The organism is Streptomyces jumonjinensis (genome assembly GCF_009600885.1).
GTDB lineage: Bacteria > Actinomycetota > Actinomycetes > Streptomycetales > Streptomycetaceae > Streptomyces > Streptomyces jumonjinensis.
Genome location: NZ_VCLA01000007.1, coordinates 1 through 14835, shown reverse-complemented (window position 1 = coordinate 14835; position 14835 = coordinate 1). Strand labels below are relative to the sequence as shown.

Below are 14835 nucleotides of genomic sequence, written 5' to 3'. Positions count from 1 at the left end.
TGCCCCCGCGCATATGGGCTGACCTGGGACTGTGCCGATACGGGCCGGGAAACCCGGGAACGCCGACCGCTGGCGCGAGCCGTCTCGCGGAGCGGCGGCCGGCACGACGCGGACGCGCCACGCTCATCACGCGTTGGTTCTCCGTGCACGTCTGCGTGGCATCACCCCTGGAACCTGTAATTCCTGTAGTCCCCAGGATCAGGATCTCGGAGGTAACCATGCGAAGGCACGCCCACGCCCGGCTGGCGGCCCTGCTCACATCCCTCGTCCTCATGTCGGCCGCCGTCGCGGCCGGGGGAACGGTACACGCCCGTACGCTCTCCGACGACACGTCGGCGCGGGCCCGGCAGTGGCCGTTCACCCTGCCCTCCCTGCCCTCGGTCGTCGAGGGAGGCGGCTGGCGGTCCGGGCATCTCCAGGGCATGGCGTTCGACCGCCGCAAGGGGCATCTGTACTTCTCCTTCACCAATCTGCTGGTGAAGACCGATCTCCTGGGCCGGCCCATCGGCTCCGTCACCGGTTTCACCGGCCACCTGGGCGACCTGGACTTCAACCGGACGGACGGGCGCGTCTACGGCTCCCTTGAGTACAAGGCGGCGAAAGCCTTCTACATCGCGCTCTTCGACGCGGAGCGCATCACCCGGATGAACATGGACGCCCAGTCCACCGGCGTGGTCTCCACCGTCCATCTCAAAGAGGTCGTCGAGGACTACACCGCCGACATGAACGGCGACGGAGTCTTCGACGGCAACACCGCGAACACCCCCGACCACCGTTACGGATGCAGCGGGATCGACGGTCTCGCCTTCGGCCCCGACCTCGACCGCAGCGGCCACTCCAGACTCACGGTCGCGTACGGGGTCTACTCCCATACCGGCCGAACCGACAACGACCACCAGGTACTCCTCCAGTACGACGTACGGTCATGGCGGAAGTACGAGAAGCCCCTGGTGGAGAGCGCCCCGCACACCAGCGGTCCGGACTCCCCGGACGGCAAGTACTTCGCGTACACCGGCAACACCACCTACGGCGTGCAGAATCTGGAGTACGACGGGTACAGCGGCAACTGGCTGATGTCCGTGTACAAGGGCAAGAAGAAGACCTTCCCCAACTACTCCCTCTTCGTCATCGACGGCGGGAAGCGCCCTCAGTGGGGCGAGGTGCGCGGGCAGGAGGACTCCGAGCAGGGCTGGCTGCTCTCGCTGCGGCCCCGGGGGCTGCACGATGAGAAGACCGGTCTGTACGGGTATGAGGCGACAGGTCAGTACGGGCTGATCTCGCTGGACGACAGCCGCTCCTACGTCGCCGAGGCGAGCACCTCGGGCTCCGGCGACGACGTCCGGCAGAACGGCCGTGCGGTGCTGCACCGGTGGACGGGGCAGAAGCCGAATCCGTTCGCGCCGCTCCAGCAGAGCTGACGGGCCCGGCGGCGCTCGGCCGAGGGGCCGGGCAGAGGGGTCGGCCGGGGGCCGGGCGGAGGGGCTGTCCTCGGGGTGGCCGGGAACGATAGTGACAGTTTAGGTAAGCCTCACCTAATATGATCGCTATCGACTTCGGGTCCCCCACTCCGAGAAGCCGGTCCCTCCGTTCTGCCCTCTGTTCTGCCCTCCGTGGCGCCCCTGCGCGGGCGTCACGTCGCACCCCCGTGTGCCCTCTTCCCGAAGGAGACATGCCGAGCATGTCCACGTCCCGCCGTACCCGCCTCGCCGCCGTCGCCGCGCTGACCGCCGTCTCGATGGGAGCGGGGGTGCTGACCGCCTCCGTGTCCGTCGCCGCCCCGCAGGTCGCCGCCGCCGAAGCGGAGGCCCCCGCGCCCAAGAGCGGAACCGCCCGCGCCGGCTCTCCGATCCTGCTCACCGGCCAGGCCGGCTGGGGCTTCAAAGCATCCTGGCTGGCCTATGTCAACGGCCTCGACGGCACCGTCACGCCCGCGGACGGCGCCTCCAAGTCCGCGAAGGGCGTGGTCTCCTACCCGGTCCGCCACGGTTCGGTCGACCCCGAGGGCCGCGACGCCGATGTGCGCTTCTCCGGCTCGGTCACCTACTCGGTTCCCGCGCACGGCATCACCGCGATCACCTTCGCCAACCCCAGGATCGTCATCGCGGACGGCGCGGGCACGCTCTACATGGACGTACGCACCGAACTGGACGGGGCCGCCCCCACCTCGGCGACCGAGGTGCCCTTCGCCAAGCTGAAGGCGTCCGCCGACGCGCTGAACGGCTCCGGCGTCGACTGGAGCGGCATCACCGCCGCCCTGACCGCCCAGGGCGCCGAGACCTTCGCCTTCGAGGGCCGGCCGATGTACGAGCCCGGCACGGCGCTGGACCCGGTCCGGGTCAAGGGCACCGTGAGCGTTCCCGCCCTGACCGTCAGCCAGGTCTCCGGGCTGGGCGCGGAGACCTCGGTGACGGTCACCGGCAGCGGCTACCGGCCCGGCCGAGGGGTGTACATCGCCCAGTCCATCGCCCTCCCGGGCACCACGTTCCCGAGCGTCTTCGGCAACGCGGCCTATGTGCGCAAGGTCGACGCCGACGGCTCCTTCACCACCACCCTGAAGGTCACCGAGACCTTCACCCCCTCCGGCGGATCCACGGTCGACTGCCGCACCACCGCCTGCTTCGTCACCAGCTTCAACTCGCACGACGGCGCGGACGCCACCTGGATGCCCTCCCGAGCCCAGGACGTCGCCCGCGCGGTGCACTTCGGCGCGGTCGAGGTGACCGGCCAGCCCGCCTCCCGCTCGGTGCGCTCGGGAGCCACCGCCTCCTTCACCGCCGCCGCCGACGGCGCGGACTCCGTCCGCTGGGAGCGCAGCACGGACGGCGGAACCACCTGGAGCGCGGTCGACGGAGCGGAGTCCGCGACCCTGAAGGTCAAGGCGAGCGCCGCACTGAACGACGCGCGCTACCGCGCCGTGTTCACCAACGGGACCGGTTCGGTGACCACCGAGTCCGCGACTCTCTCGGTCTCCGCCGTGCCCAGCCGGATCACCGGCTTCGACGCGGACCCGGAGCCGGTCGCGAAGGGCGGCAAGCTGACCGTCGACGGCACGCTCCAGACGGCCGGCACCGCGGACGACACCTGGCGGCCGCTCGCGAAGAAGTCCGTCGTCGTCGAGTTCCGCGCCAAGGGCGCCACCGCCTGGAGCAAGGCGGCGAGCGATGTCACCGACTCCAAGGGCGTCTTCTCCGCCGGGGTCACCGCGGCCAAGGACGGCGACTGGCGTGCCCGTTACGAGGGCACCGCCGACCAGTCCGCGGCCGTCAGCCGCGGCGATGCGGTGGATGTCCGGCTGCGGACGGGGATCTCGGGCTTCGACGCGGGTCCCGAGCCGGTCCGCAAGGGCCGTTCGATCACGGTGAAGGGCACCCTGCGCACCGTCATGGACGGTGCCTGGAAGGTCACCCCGGGCCAGGGCGTGACGGTCTGGTTCAAGGCCGACGGCGCCAAGGAGTGGACCGAGCAGTCCCGTACGCGCACCGACAGCAAGGGCGTCTTCTCCAAGGGCTTCACCGCGAAGAAGGACGGCAGCTGGAAGGCGGTCTTCGCCGCGACGCCCAACCGGGTGGGGGCCAGCAGCGGCAGCGACCGGGTCGACGTGCGCTGACCGCGCGCCGGGAGCGACCGGGTCGGTATGCGCTGACCCCGCGCCGGAGCGCCGGCCAGTGACGGCCGGCACCCCGGCGCCCCGGCGATACGCGATACGGCGATACGGCGGAGGAGGGTCCGCCCCTGACATCAGGGGCGGACCCTCCTCCGCCGTACGGGGGCCTCACCAGCGGTCGTGCACCCGCGCGCGGATCCGGCGGTCGTACAGATCCGCGATCGCGTTCATGGCGGTCCGCGGCAGCGCGGGCAGCCGGGCGGCGGCGGCGTTGGAGCGCGCCTGTTCCGCTGAGCGCGCGCCGGGGATCACCGTGGTCACACAGGGCTGCTGGACGATCCAGCGCAGTGCCGCGCCCGCCGGGGACATGCCCTCCGGGATCAGCCCGGCGAACTCGGCGGCGGCTTCCACACCGGTCCGGTAGTCCACACCGGAGAAGGTCTCGCCCACATCGAAGGACTCGCCGTGCCGGTTGTAGGTCCGGTGGTCCTCGGCGCCGAAGACCGTGTCATGGCGGTAGCGGCCGGACAGCAGCCCGGAGGCGAGCGGGACACGGGCGATGACGCCCACCCCGGCGGCCCGCGCGGCGGGCAGCACCCGCTCCAGCGGCTTGCGGCGGAAGACATTGAGGATGATCTGCACACTGGCCACATGCGGCCGGGCGATCGCGGTGAGCGCCTCCTGGCAGCTCTCCACGCTCACACCGTACGCGGCGATCCGCTTCTCCTCGACCAGGGTGTCCAGCGCGTCGTAGACCGCGTCCGAGGACAGCACCGCCGTCGGCGGGCAGTGCAGTTGTACGAGATCGAGGGTGTCGACGCCGAGCAGGGCCCGGGAACGGTCGTTCCAGGCACGGAAGTTGTCGAGGGTGAATTCGGCCGGGTCCTGCGGTGCGCGGCGGCCCATCTTGGTCGCGACGAGGACCCGGCGGGAGCGCTCGGGGTCCAGTCCGCGCAGAAAGCGTCCGATGAGGCGCTCGCTGCGGCCGTCGCCGTACACATCGGCGGTGTCGAAGAAGGTGACACCGGCGTCCACCGCCGCGTCGAGCACCGAGAACGCGTCGTCCTCGTTCACCGCGCCCCAGTCCGCGCCCAGTTGCCAGGTGCCGAGACCGATCACGGACAGCCGCTGTCCGGTCCTGTCGATCGTGCGCTGCTCCAGTGGAACGGTCTCCGTCATCTGAACCATCCTCGCTGTCCTGGGGGCGGGCCCGGCGGCCCGGGGGCCAACGCCGCGCCGTCGAGGCGGTGTTGCCCGCGTCATCGCGGCGATGGAAATATTCTGGCATAGATTTTGCCTCTAGATAGACAACGAGTTGCCAACTTTGTATCGTTCAAAGGGCCGGCCCGAGCCGGAGAGAGTCCACGACGGGCACGACATGGGGAACCGGGAGGCACCGCCGATGCGTATCTCTGGAGCGACCGTGCTGCTCACCGGCGCGACCGGCGGGATCGGCCGGGCGCTGGCGCACCGGCTCGCCGCCGAGGGCGCCTCGCTGGTGCTGACCGGCCGGCGCACGGACGCGCTCGACGCGCTCGCGGCCGAACTCGGAGCCCGGTCCGTCGCCGCCGACCTCTCCGACCCCGGCCAGGTGCGACGCCTGGTCGACGACTGCGCCGGAGTCGATGTCCTGGTGGCCAATGCCGCCCTGCCCGCCAGCGGAGACCTCCTCGACTACCGGACCGAGCAGATCGACCGGGCTCTCGCCGTGAACCTCACCGCGCCCGTCATGCTGGCCCGGCTGCTCGCCCCGGGGATGGCCGCGGCCGGCCGGGGGCACCTCGCCTTCATCGGCTCCATGTCAGGGAAGGCCGCCACCCCGTACTCCTCCCTCTACACCGCCACCAAATTCGGCCTGCGCGGCTTCGCCCACAGCCTCCGGCAGGACCTGGCGGACGCCGGGGTCGGCGTCTCGCTCGTCCAGCCGGGATTCGTCAGCGAGGCCGGCATGTTCGCCGACACCGGAGCGGCGGTGCCCAGCGGCGTACGGACCGTCACACCCGCCCAGGTGGCGGGCGCGGTCGTCCGCGCCGTGACCGAGGACCGCGGCGAGATCAATATCGCTCCCCTGAGGCTCAGACTGCGCTGCGCCGTCGCCAATCAGTTCCCCGGCTTCGCGGAGCGCGCCCGACGCGGCGGCGCCAGGGGTGCCGGGGACGCCGCGGACGCCGCACGGCAGGTCGTCGAGGCCCAGCGCGCCCTGCGCTGACCCGACGCGAGGGTCGGTGCTGCTGATCTGTACGACGCCTGATGTCGGCCCGTACGCCACCTGGCGCCGTCCCGTACGCCGCCCGGCGCGTCAGCCGCCGTGCCCGAAGTCGGCGAGGACCTCGCCGACCTGACGGAGCGCACTGCCGGTGAGCTCCGGAGCCGACTCCAGATACGCGGCGACATGCACCACGCCCGTGGACAGCGCCCAGCCGCGCCCCCGGGCCCACATCGCCGCGTCCACGGCCAGCGCGTCACGGAGGACCGGGCGGGCCCCGGCCGTGAGCAGCGCCCACGCGACCGCCAGATCGCACGCCGGATCCCCCACGGCCAGACAGCCGAAGTCGATGACGGCGCTCAGCCGCCCGCCGGTCTCCAGCAGATTCCCCGTCCGCAGATCGCCGTGGACCCAGACCGGCGGCCCCTGCCACACCGGGGCGCGGAGCGCGGCGTCCCACACCGTCGTCGCCGCCTCGGCGTCGACGATCCCGCGCAGCGCGCCGATCGCCTCGCGGGTGATTCGGTCCCGCCGCTCCAGCGGCTCACCGCGACGGCCGTTGTGCGGCCCCGGCGGCGGGCCGCCGCCGGCGTCGATCCGCCGCAGACCGCCGAGGAAACCGGCCAGCTGAATCGCCGTCAGATCAGGGTCCGCGAGCCGCTCGACGGTCGCGTCACGGCCGTCGAGCCAGCGGTAGACGGACCAGGGCCGGGGACAGTCCGCGACCGGGGCCCCCAGCGCGAGCGGCACGGGAACCGCGAGCGGCAGTCCCGGGGCGAGCCGGGGCAGCCACCGCTGCTCCTTCTCGACCTGGTCCGCGGCCCAGTCGCCGCGGGGGAGCCGTACGACCATGTCCGCGCCGAGCCGGTGCATCACATGGTCCGTGCCGTCGGAGTCGACCGCCGTGACGGGCAGCGCCGCCCACCGCGGGAACTGCGCCGCGACGAGCCGGGCGACGGCGGCCGGGTCCTCGATGGACAAGAGCGACTCCGTTCTCGGGACACCGGGAACCGGTGCGGCGGCCCCGGACGGATCGCGGGCCGCCGAGGGCAGGGTCTGCGCCCTGGAACCGGCCAAGGAGCGGGGCCGACTATTCCAGGTGGTCCACGTCGTCTTCCACGGAATTACCCCCGCCCCTGCTCCTGCCCCCGCGAGCGCGGGCAGGAGCACGGCCTGCCCAGGCACACTCCGGGCAAGGCGGCGCGGCTCACTCCGGGTGCGCCGATCGCTCCGGCTACTCCGGGCGCTCCGACCGGAAGAGACGGTCCGTCAGGGCGTTGGCGAACTTCCCGCCCGGGTCGTACGAGCGGACGAGCCGCGCGAAGTCCGGCGCGCGCTCATAGCGGGCCATGATCTCCGGCGCGGACGCCAGCGTCAGCTTCCCCCAGTGCGGCCGGGCCCCCATCGGCAGCAAAAGTCTCTCGACGGCGGCGATCGCGGGCGGAACCGCGGCCGTGTCCTTCACCCAGGTGAAGTGGAAGGTGACCGAGTCGCGCCCATGGGCGGGGCTCAGCCAGAGATCGTCCGCGCGGACCGTGCGCACCTCCGCGATGTGCAGCAGCGGAGCGAGCAGGGAGCCGATGCCGCGGAGCGCGGCGAACGCCTCCGGGGCCGCGGCGCGCGGCAGATAGTACTCGGACTGGAGCTCCTCCCCGGCTCCCGGCGTCAGCTCGGGCCTGAAGTGCGGCAGCCGTTCGAACCAGGGGCCGGGTATCCCCAGCTGCTCCGTACTGGAGTCCGGAGACATCCCCGGCACCGGATTCAGCGGCCGTCCGGCCGCCCGGCCGCCCGCCCAGTCGCCGCGCCGCCGGTCCGTGCGGTGCTTGAGCCAGACCGAGGCCGCGCCGTCGTGCCAGTCGGTGAACACGCTGACGCTGTAGGCGGCTCCGAAGACCTGGCCGAAGCGGTCCGCGATCTCGTCGAGCGGCACATCGACGCGGACGAACTGCGCCATCTCGTACGCGGGCTCGATGTCCAGGGTGAGCCGGGTGACGACGCCGAGCGCGCCGAGCGCCACCACCGAGCCCGGAAAGACATCGGGGTGGCTCTCCCGGCTCAGCTCCAGCAGATCGCCGTCCGGGCCGGTCAGCTGGAGCCCCCGGACGGCGGCGGCGAGACAGCGGTGGCCGTCCCCGGAGCCATGGGTGCCGGTGCCGCAGCTGCCGGCGACCGAGATGTGCGGCAGCGAGGCCAGATTGGCCAGGGCGTACCCGGCCCGGTGGAGCGCGACGGCGACCTCGGCGTAGCGCATGCCGCCGCCGACGGTCACGGTCCGGCACGCCGTGTCGATCTCGACCAGGGGCGGCAGGCCGTCCAGGCGCACCAGCTCGTGCTCGCTGTCGGCGACGCGGCTGAAGGAGTGGCCGCTGCCGAGGGCCCTGATCCGGCGGCTCCTCCCGACGAGCCGGCGCAGCTCGCCGACCGAGGAGGGGCGGTGGACCCGCAGGGCGCGGAAGACGACGTTCCCGGCCCAGTTGGCGGCCGGTACGGAGGGGACGGGCATGGACACCCCAGTGGATGAGGCGGCGTCGTACCGGACGCCGCGACGGAGCGGACAGTCGTACGCATGGCCCGGCGGCGCGGGCCCCGGTGAGCGCCGTGCCGAACGTGCCGCTATGCGGCGCGCGCCGTCCCCGGACCCGGGGCCGGGGCTGACCGGTCCAGCAGCTCCTGGGCCAGGACGAAGCGGTAGCCACGGCCGAGCAGCCCCTCGATGACGGCGGGCAGCGCGGCCACGGTCTGTGAGCGGTCCCCGCCGCCGTCGTGCAGCAGGACGATCGAGCCCGGCCGGGCCCCGCCGAGGATCCGCCGGGCGATCGTGTCCGCGCCGGGCATCGCCCAGTCGTCGGGCGCGACATCCCACAGCACCACCCGTGCGTCGGTCTCGGCCAGCCAGCCGAGCACCTCGGGCGTACGCGATCCGTACGGCGGACGGAACAGCGTCGGTGCGGGCACGCCGGCCTCCGCCACGGCCTCCTTGGTGCGTTCGAGCTGCTCGATCAGCTGGGGCCGGGTCAGCTCCGGCAGCATCGGGTGGGACCAGGTGTGATTGGCGACCGCGTGGCCCTGCTCGCGCATCCGGGCGATGTCCCCGGCGTACGCCGTCACGTTCATGCCGACGCAGAAGAACGTCGCCGGGACGCCGTAGCGTCCGAGCACATCGAGGATCAGGCCGGTGTAGGGCGGGAGCGGCCCGTCGTCGAAGGTGAGCGCGATCTCGGGACGGTCCCTGCCGCCATGGCTCAGCGCGCGCCCCGTCCGGGTCAGCTCGGCGAGCGCGCCCTCGCTGGATTCGATCCATGTGTCGAGTTCGGCCTCGCGTCCGGTCTGGGTGCCCCGGGTGGGCACCAGCCGGGTCAGGGCCGACAGCTCGCGCAGACCGGCGCCGGCGAGCACCCCGGCCGGGACCGAGCCGAACAGCGGGCGCCCCGGCAGCAGATGAGGATCGGCCCGGTACACATCGAGCCCCGCGGCCATCATGCGCCCGTCGAGGATTCCATTGGTGCTCTCGACCACATGGACCAGGCCGGGGCCGAGCCCCCGCAGCCAGTCGATCATCTCCCCGGCGCCGCCGGGCGGGAACTGCGCCGGGGCTCTCGCCGGCAGGCCGTTCGCGTCGATGACCGCGACCTCGTAACCGGCGGAGCTCCAGGAGATTCCGGTGTACATACGGCAGTCCTTTCGTGGCGGAGCGCCCTCAGTCCGTCTGGCCGTACTCGGTGAAATGACGCTCGGCGAAGAGCTCGGGCCACTGCCCGTGGTCGAGGCCGAGCGCGCGGGAGCGGGCGAGCATATGGCGCCAGTAGGGTTTGACCGGGGGCCAGCGGGTTCCGGTCCGGCAGTAGGAGGCGTCGACGAAGTAGCGCGGTCTGCCGGGCCCGGAGGGCTGGGGACGGCGGGCGTGGAAGAGCGCGGAGTGGAGGATCACGGTGCTGCCCGGCGGCAGGTCGTCGAGGACGGCCTCGCCCGGCAGCGGGTCGGTGCCGTGGTGCGCCCGGGCCGACTTGGCCGCGATCTCGTGGTGGGAGCCGGGCAGGACGGCGAGCGCGGAGACCTCGGGGTCGAGCCCGTCCAGATAGTGCAGGGCGTGGACCATGGGGTGGGCCCGCCCGGCCGCGCCGGACTGCTCGTAGTCGTGGTGCCAGGGCTTGCCCGGCACCTGGGGGGCCTGGCGATCGCTGTGCAGATGGTGGAAGACGAAGTCGCCGCGCATGAGCCGGGCGAGCAGCGAGAGCAGCGGCGGATGGCCGACGAGTTCGCCGTGCGCGGGCAGTTCGATCTCCATGACCGGCGGGACGCCATGGGCGTCGGGGTCGAGGCAGGAGGCTATGGAGCGGGCGCGCAGCCCGTTGTCGACCCAGAGGTCGACCTCGGGTTTGAGGCGTGCCACGAGGTCTCCGGGCAGGAATCCGGGCAGTACGAGATATCCGAGCCGGTCGAACCGGTCGAGTTGATCCGGTGTCAGCCGTGGGGCGTCGAGGAGTGCGGCGGACATGGCGGGCGTCATGGCGGCGGTCTCCGATCTGAGCGTGGTGGCGGTCGGTGGGGCCGTTGACTCGTCCGGGCCCGCGCCGTGGTGGCGGGCCCGGGGCTGATCTCCCTTGTCCCTACGGCCAGTCGATGACGTCGGCCGGGGCGCCGGTGACGTCCGCGGCGACGACCGCCGGTTTCGGCTTCGGCCAGTCGATGTCACAGGCGGAGCTGGACAGGAATGCCGTTACCAGGGTGAAGGAAGCGGTCACGAGCGCAGCGCGAATGGGCTTGGTCATGGCTTCTCCAGATGGGAAACGCAGACGAGCGGGCACACTTTGCTTACGGTGCCGGCGATGGCTGAAGCCACCGTAGCGACTAGACAACTTTTTAGGCAAGCCATTGCCAAATTCAGGCAAGTCTAGACCTCTGGTGAGACGGTCCGGCGGCGATCGTCAAGCGTGGAGCGGGCAATGCGTTGCCTGTATCACGCGGTGACCGTTATACTCCGCTCGCGGTGGTCCACCCTCTGTCCGTCCCTCATTGCCGCAGCACGACTTTTCAACCGGCTGACCGGATACCGCAATTCGGGCATCTGAATACTGGGATTCATATGATGGAACAGCCGCTCTTCGGGCGACGCCTCAGGGAGTTGAGGCGTAAGCGCGGACTTTCTCAAGCCGCTCTCGCGGGCGAGGAGATTTCCACCGGGTATCTGTCGCGCCTGGAATCGGGCGTACGGCAGCCCGCTGAGCGCGTGGTCGCCTACCTGGCCGAGCGGCTGGGGGTGGAGCGCAGCGCCTTCGAGGTGCCGTCGAGCGGCAGTTCGCTGGCCCAGGCGCTGAGCATCGCCACCTCCGCGGACGGCGACGGCGACGAGGCGATCGACGATGTCATCTCCGCGCTCGCCGACGCCGATCACGAGGATCCGCTGCTGCGCTGGCAGGCGCTCTGGCTGGTCTCCCGGAGCCGGCGCAGGCGCGGCGATCGTGCCGAGGAGCTCGCGGGCCTCGCCGAACTGGCCCGGACCGCCGACGAACTGGGGCTGCCCGAGCTCCAGTGCCGGGCCTGCGCCGCGTACGCCCGCTGTCTGCGCACCGCGGGCGAGGTGACCCGTGCGATCGAGATCGCGGCCAAGGCGGTCCGGCTGGCCAAAGCGGCCGAGCTGTCCGTGCCCGACACCGGCGCGGCGCTGACGGCGCTCGTGTCGGCGGAGGCCGAGGCCGGCCGGCTGCCCGACGCGCGGGCGCACGCCGACGAGCTGGTCGAGCTGGTCGAGGACCATGGCGGCACCCTCAAGGCCGAGGCGCTCTGGTCGGCCGCGACCGTACGCTTCCGCCAGGGCGACCAGGAGGGCGCCGAGCGCCAGCTGGAGCGGGCGATCAAGGGACTCGACAGCCTCGCCGACCTGACGCTGTGGGTCCGGCTCCGGCTGGCCGCGGCCTCGCTCTACCTCCAGAGCACCCCGCCGCGGATGGACCTCGGCCGGCTCCGGCTGACGGAGGCGGGGGCGGCGCTGGGCTTTGTGGGCACCCCTCTGCTGAACCAGGAGCTGCGGACGCTCCAGGCCCATCTCGCCTTCTCCGAGGGCGAGTTCGCCCGCGCCCGCGCCATCCTCGACGAACTCCACCAGGGCGAGCTGTGGCTGGCCTACCGCGACCGGATCCGCCTGGGCGTCCTCGACAGCCGGCTGCTCATCCTGGAAGGCCATCTGGAGAAAGGGCTCCGGCAGCTCAAAGGGCTGGGCGAGGAGGCGCGGCAGGGCTTCAACATCGACCTCTCCGCCGAGATCTGGCGCATCCTCGCCGAGGCCCTGGAGGACGCCCACCGTCCCGGCGGCTCGGCGGGCTCCTGACCGACCGGACGCCGTACCGCCCCTGGAGCCTGCCGTACCGTCCCCGGAGCCTGCCGTACCGTCCCCGGAGTCCGCCGGTCCGCCCCTGGAGTCCGCCGGTCCGCTCCGCCGCCGGACCACGGGCCCCGCGCCGGTCCGGAGCGCCCGCACGCGCCGCCGCGCCGCCACGTCAACGGGCCCTGGCGCCGCGCTCAGCCGGGAGAGGAGTCGCCGACCGGTGCGACCGGCTTCAGCGAGACCCGCTCCGCCTCCCGCAGGATCGCGTCGCGATAGCGTTCGCTCAGCCGCTGGACCGGTGCGAGGACACGGCACTCGTCGACGCTGTCGTCCTCGTACGGCAGCGCGAATCCGGCCAGCGGGAGCACCTCGGCACGCCCGCCCGCCAGGCCGCCGAACACCGCTTCGACCTCGGGGTCGTCGACCGCCGACACATCGATCCGGGGCGGACCGGCCGCCGGGCCGCCGCTCTCCGGCGGTACGTCGAGCAGCGCGCCCACGGCGAGGACGCGGGCCCCGCCGACCGTGCCCCGTACGGTGCCGAGACGCCGGCCCGCACCGGCCCCGGCCAGCTCCCGTTCGGCCTCCGGGAAGAGCCGGTCCGCCGCCAGCCAGCCGCCGAAGGCGAGCGCCAGCTCCAGCTCCAGCCGGGGCCACTTGGCGAGGTAGTACCGATTGGTCAGCGTCGCCGAGCGGTCCTGGGACGCGAAGTCGCGCCGGTGCGGCAGATGCACCCCGTACACGTCCTGCCCCAGCGTGATCGGCGTTCCGGTACGGGAGATCCGCAGCCCCCACTCCTGGTCCTCCGCGCCCCAGCCGCGGAAGCCCTCGTCCAGCAGCAGGCCGTGGCGGCGGATGAGGGCCGTCGGCAGCGCCATGAGCCCGGTGCGGGCGAAGGCCCAGGGGAAACGGGCGAACGCGGACGCGTACTCGGCCGACCAGCGGGGGTCCAGCCGGGCGCGGTCCGCGGTCTCCAGCTCCGCGAAGACCCCGCGGTACCGGGCGTACGGCTGGGCCTCGACGTCGTCGACGTCGTCGTCGAGGACCTCGTCGTAGCCGAAGACCTGACCGAGTACGCAGACGTTCTGCCCATGCTGGAAATGCCGCTCCCACAGATTCCGCAGCGCCACCGGGGCCAGCGCCACATCGGCGTCGAGCACCACGACGACCCGGCCCGAGGCATGCCGGATGCCGAGGTTCCGGGCCTGGCTGGTGTTCCACTCGTCGGCGGTCAGCACGGAGACGATACGGAGGCGGTCGGTGAACTCCCGGCACAGCGAGACGAACGCGGGATCGTACTCCATCGCCCCGACGACGATCTCGAACCCGGCGGGGTCCAGCGTCTGCTCGGCGAGCGAGGTGAACACCGCCCTGATGTTGTCCAGGCGCTGCTTGTAGGGAATCACGATGCTGAACATCAGATCATTCACGGCTGCTCCTCGCAGGGCGCACGGCGGTTCCCCGGGGCCGAGTCCGAGGGAGAGGGCTGAAGTCGGAGTCGGGAAGCCTGGGCAAATTCTGGCAACTATCTCTTGTCAGGAAGGTAAGTGTGTGTCAAGGACGGGGAGCCGCACAGCTCCCCGTCCGGCAGGCGTCTCCCCGTCAGGCGCGCGTCGACAGCGGCGACAGTGGCGACAGGGCCTCGCCGATCAGGGCGAACGGCGGTCGCGGCGTCAGATAGAAGTGGTCGCCGGAGACGGTGCGGCGGCGGAACGGACCGCTCGTCACCTCGGCCCAGGCATCCGCGTGCGCCGCGCCCACCTGCTGGTCGGCGTCGCCCACGATCGCCGTGACGGGGCAGTCGAGCCGCGAGCCGGGCCGGTGGACGTAGGCGTCGAGCATGATGAGATCCGCGCACACATAGGGGAGGATCAACTCGCGCAGCATCGGATCCGCCAGGGCCTGCGCGTCCGTGCCGCCGAGCGCGATCAGGGCCTCGGCCACCGCGTCCTCGTCGAGGGGGCCTCCGTCGCCGATGGGCACGCCGGGGAGCTGCGGCGCACGGGCCGCGGAGGCGAACACATGGCTGACGCGCACCCCGCTCTCCCGAAGCCGCAGGGCCGTCTCGAAGGCCACGACCGCGCCCATGCTGTGCCCGAACAGCGCCAGCGGACGGTCGTTCAGATGCCGTATCCCCTCGGCGATCTCCCCGGCCAGCCCGCGCAGATCGGTGGCGGTCGGCTCGTCGATCCGATGCGCCCGGCCCGGGTAGTGGACCGCGTGCACCTCCAGATCGGGCAGGGCTTCGGCCCAGCCGCGGTAGAAGTGCGCCGAGCCGCCCGCGTGCGCGAAGCAGATCAGCCGCTGCCGGGCGCCGGGACGCGGCGCGGGGGAGCTCAGCCAGGTCATGGTCGTGTCCTCTGGGGTCGGCGGTCGCCCCGGGAGGGGCGACCGCGATGGCCGGGTGATCGATGCGCGGCGGCCGGCAGTCGGCGGCCGTGCCGCTGTGCTGCCTGCCGCCGTGTTGCTGTGTTGCCGTGCTGCTGTGGCACCCGTGTTGCCTGTGATCCTGTGATCCTGTGTCGCCGGGTTGCCCTGCCGCTGTGCCGCTGTGCCGCTGTGCCGCAGGGTTGCCAGGAGCGGGCGGACCGGGGCCGCCTCGGGTTGCCCCGGGGCGGCGGTCAGCCGGCCTCCTGCCGGGTCCGCGCGCGGCGGGCCCGGGCGGCCCGCGCCCGGCGGGCCCGGTCCGCGCTGCTCTCCGCC

At 72.5% G+C, this 14835-nt stretch carries 12 protein-coding genes; 4 read left to right on the top strand and 8 right to left on the bottom strand.

Annotated elements, in window-relative coordinates; translation table 11 throughout:
• Nucleotides 1-218 precede the first annotated feature (218 nt).
• On the top strand, nucleotides 219-1418 hold the full coding sequence (locus FF041_RS00985; protein ID WP_153520592.1) for a hypothetical protein: 1200 nt from the start codon (nucleotides 219-221) through the stop codon (nucleotides 1416-1418).
• Nucleotides 1419-1678: 260 nt separating this feature from the next.
• Nucleotides 1679-3607: an HtaA domain-containing protein gene (locus tag FF041_RS00980; RefSeq protein ID WP_153520591.1), complete on the top strand. Its 1929-nt coding sequence runs from the start codon at nucleotides 1679-1681 to the stop codon at nucleotides 3605-3607.
• Nucleotides 3608-3772: 165 nt separating this feature from the next.
• Here FF041_RS00980 and FF041_RS00975 read toward each other — a convergent pair whose 3' ends face one another.
• Nucleotides 3773-4783 (bottom strand): aldo/keto reductase, encoded by a 1011-nt coding sequence (locus FF041_RS00975; protein ID WP_194291891.1) that lies wholly within the window; start codon nucleotides 4781-4783, stop codon nucleotides 3773-3775.
• Nucleotides 4784-5006: 223 nt separating this feature from the next.
• Here FF041_RS00975 and FF041_RS00970 point away from each other — a divergent pair, with 223 nt between their 5' ends.
• On the top strand, nucleotides 5007-5813 hold the full coding sequence (locus tag FF041_RS00970) for an SDR family NAD(P)-dependent oxidoreductase (protein ID WP_153520590.1): 807 nt from the start codon (nucleotides 5007-5009) through the stop codon (nucleotides 5811-5813).
• Nucleotides 5814-5903: 90 nt separating this feature from the next.
• Here the strand turns inward: FF041_RS00970 and FF041_RS00965 are convergent, their stop codons facing one another.
• The 5 genes from FF041_RS00965 to FF041_RS00945 form a co-directional block, all read right to left on the bottom strand.
• Nucleotides 5904-6791 carry an aminoglycoside phosphotransferase family protein gene (locus FF041_RS00965; protein WP_228387961.1) on the bottom strand — a complete coding sequence of 296 codons (888 nt, stop codon included), beginning with the start codon at nucleotides 6789-6791 and terminating at the stop codon, nucleotides 5904-5906.
• 253 nt (nucleotides 6792-7044) lie between these two features.
• Nucleotides 7045-8313 carry a D-arabinono-1,4-lactone oxidase gene (locus FF041_RS00960; RefSeq protein ID WP_153520589.1) on the bottom strand — a complete coding sequence of 423 codons (1269 nt, stop codon included), beginning with the start codon at nucleotides 8311-8313 and terminating at the stop codon, nucleotides 7045-7047.
• A 110-nt stretch (nucleotides 8314-8423) separates the two neighbouring features.
• Nucleotides 8424-9479 (bottom strand): polysaccharide deacetylase family protein, encoded by a 1056-nt coding sequence (locus FF041_RS00955; RefSeq protein ID WP_153520588.1) that lies wholly within the window; start codon nucleotides 9477-9479, stop codon nucleotides 8424-8426.
• 28 nt (nucleotides 9480-9507) lie between these two features.
• On the bottom strand, nucleotides 9508-10305 hold the full coding sequence (locus FF041_RS00950) for a phytanoyl-CoA dioxygenase family protein (protein WP_153520587.1): 798 nt from the start codon (nucleotides 10303-10305) through the stop codon (nucleotides 9508-9510).
• Between the two features lie 112 nt (nucleotides 10306-10417).
• Nucleotides 10418-10579, bottom strand: coding sequence for a hypothetical protein (locus FF041_RS00945; protein ID WP_153520586.1), 162 nt, complete (start codon nucleotides 10577-10579; stop codon nucleotides 10418-10420).
• A 314-nt stretch (nucleotides 10580-10893) separates the two neighbouring features.
• Here FF041_RS00945 and FF041_RS00940 point away from each other — a divergent pair, with 314 nt between their 5' ends.
• The gene (locus FF041_RS00940) at nucleotides 10894-12135 is read left to right on the top strand and encodes a helix-turn-helix domain-containing protein (RefSeq protein WP_153481289.1); all 1242 of its coding nucleotides are present in this window, start codon (nucleotides 10894-10896) and stop codon (nucleotides 12133-12135) included.
• A gap of 191 nt (nucleotides 12136-12326) precedes the next feature.
• Here FF041_RS00940 and FF041_RS00935 read toward each other — a convergent pair whose 3' ends face one another.
• Together FF041_RS00935 and FF041_RS00930 are read right to left on the bottom strand one after the other, a co-directional pair.
• Nucleotides 12327-13562 carry a glycosyltransferase family 2 protein gene (locus FF041_RS00935; RefSeq protein WP_323390893.1) on the bottom strand — a complete coding sequence of 412 codons (1236 nt, stop codon included), beginning with the start codon at nucleotides 13560-13562 and terminating at the stop codon, nucleotides 12327-12329.
• 172 nt (nucleotides 13563-13734) lie between these two features.
• Nucleotides 13735-14481, bottom strand: a complete 747-nt coding sequence (locus tag FF041_RS00930) for a thioesterase II family protein (protein ID WP_153520585.1) — start codon at nucleotides 14479-14481, stop codon at nucleotides 13735-13737.
• Between the last annotated feature and the right edge of the window lie 354 nt (nucleotides 14482-14835).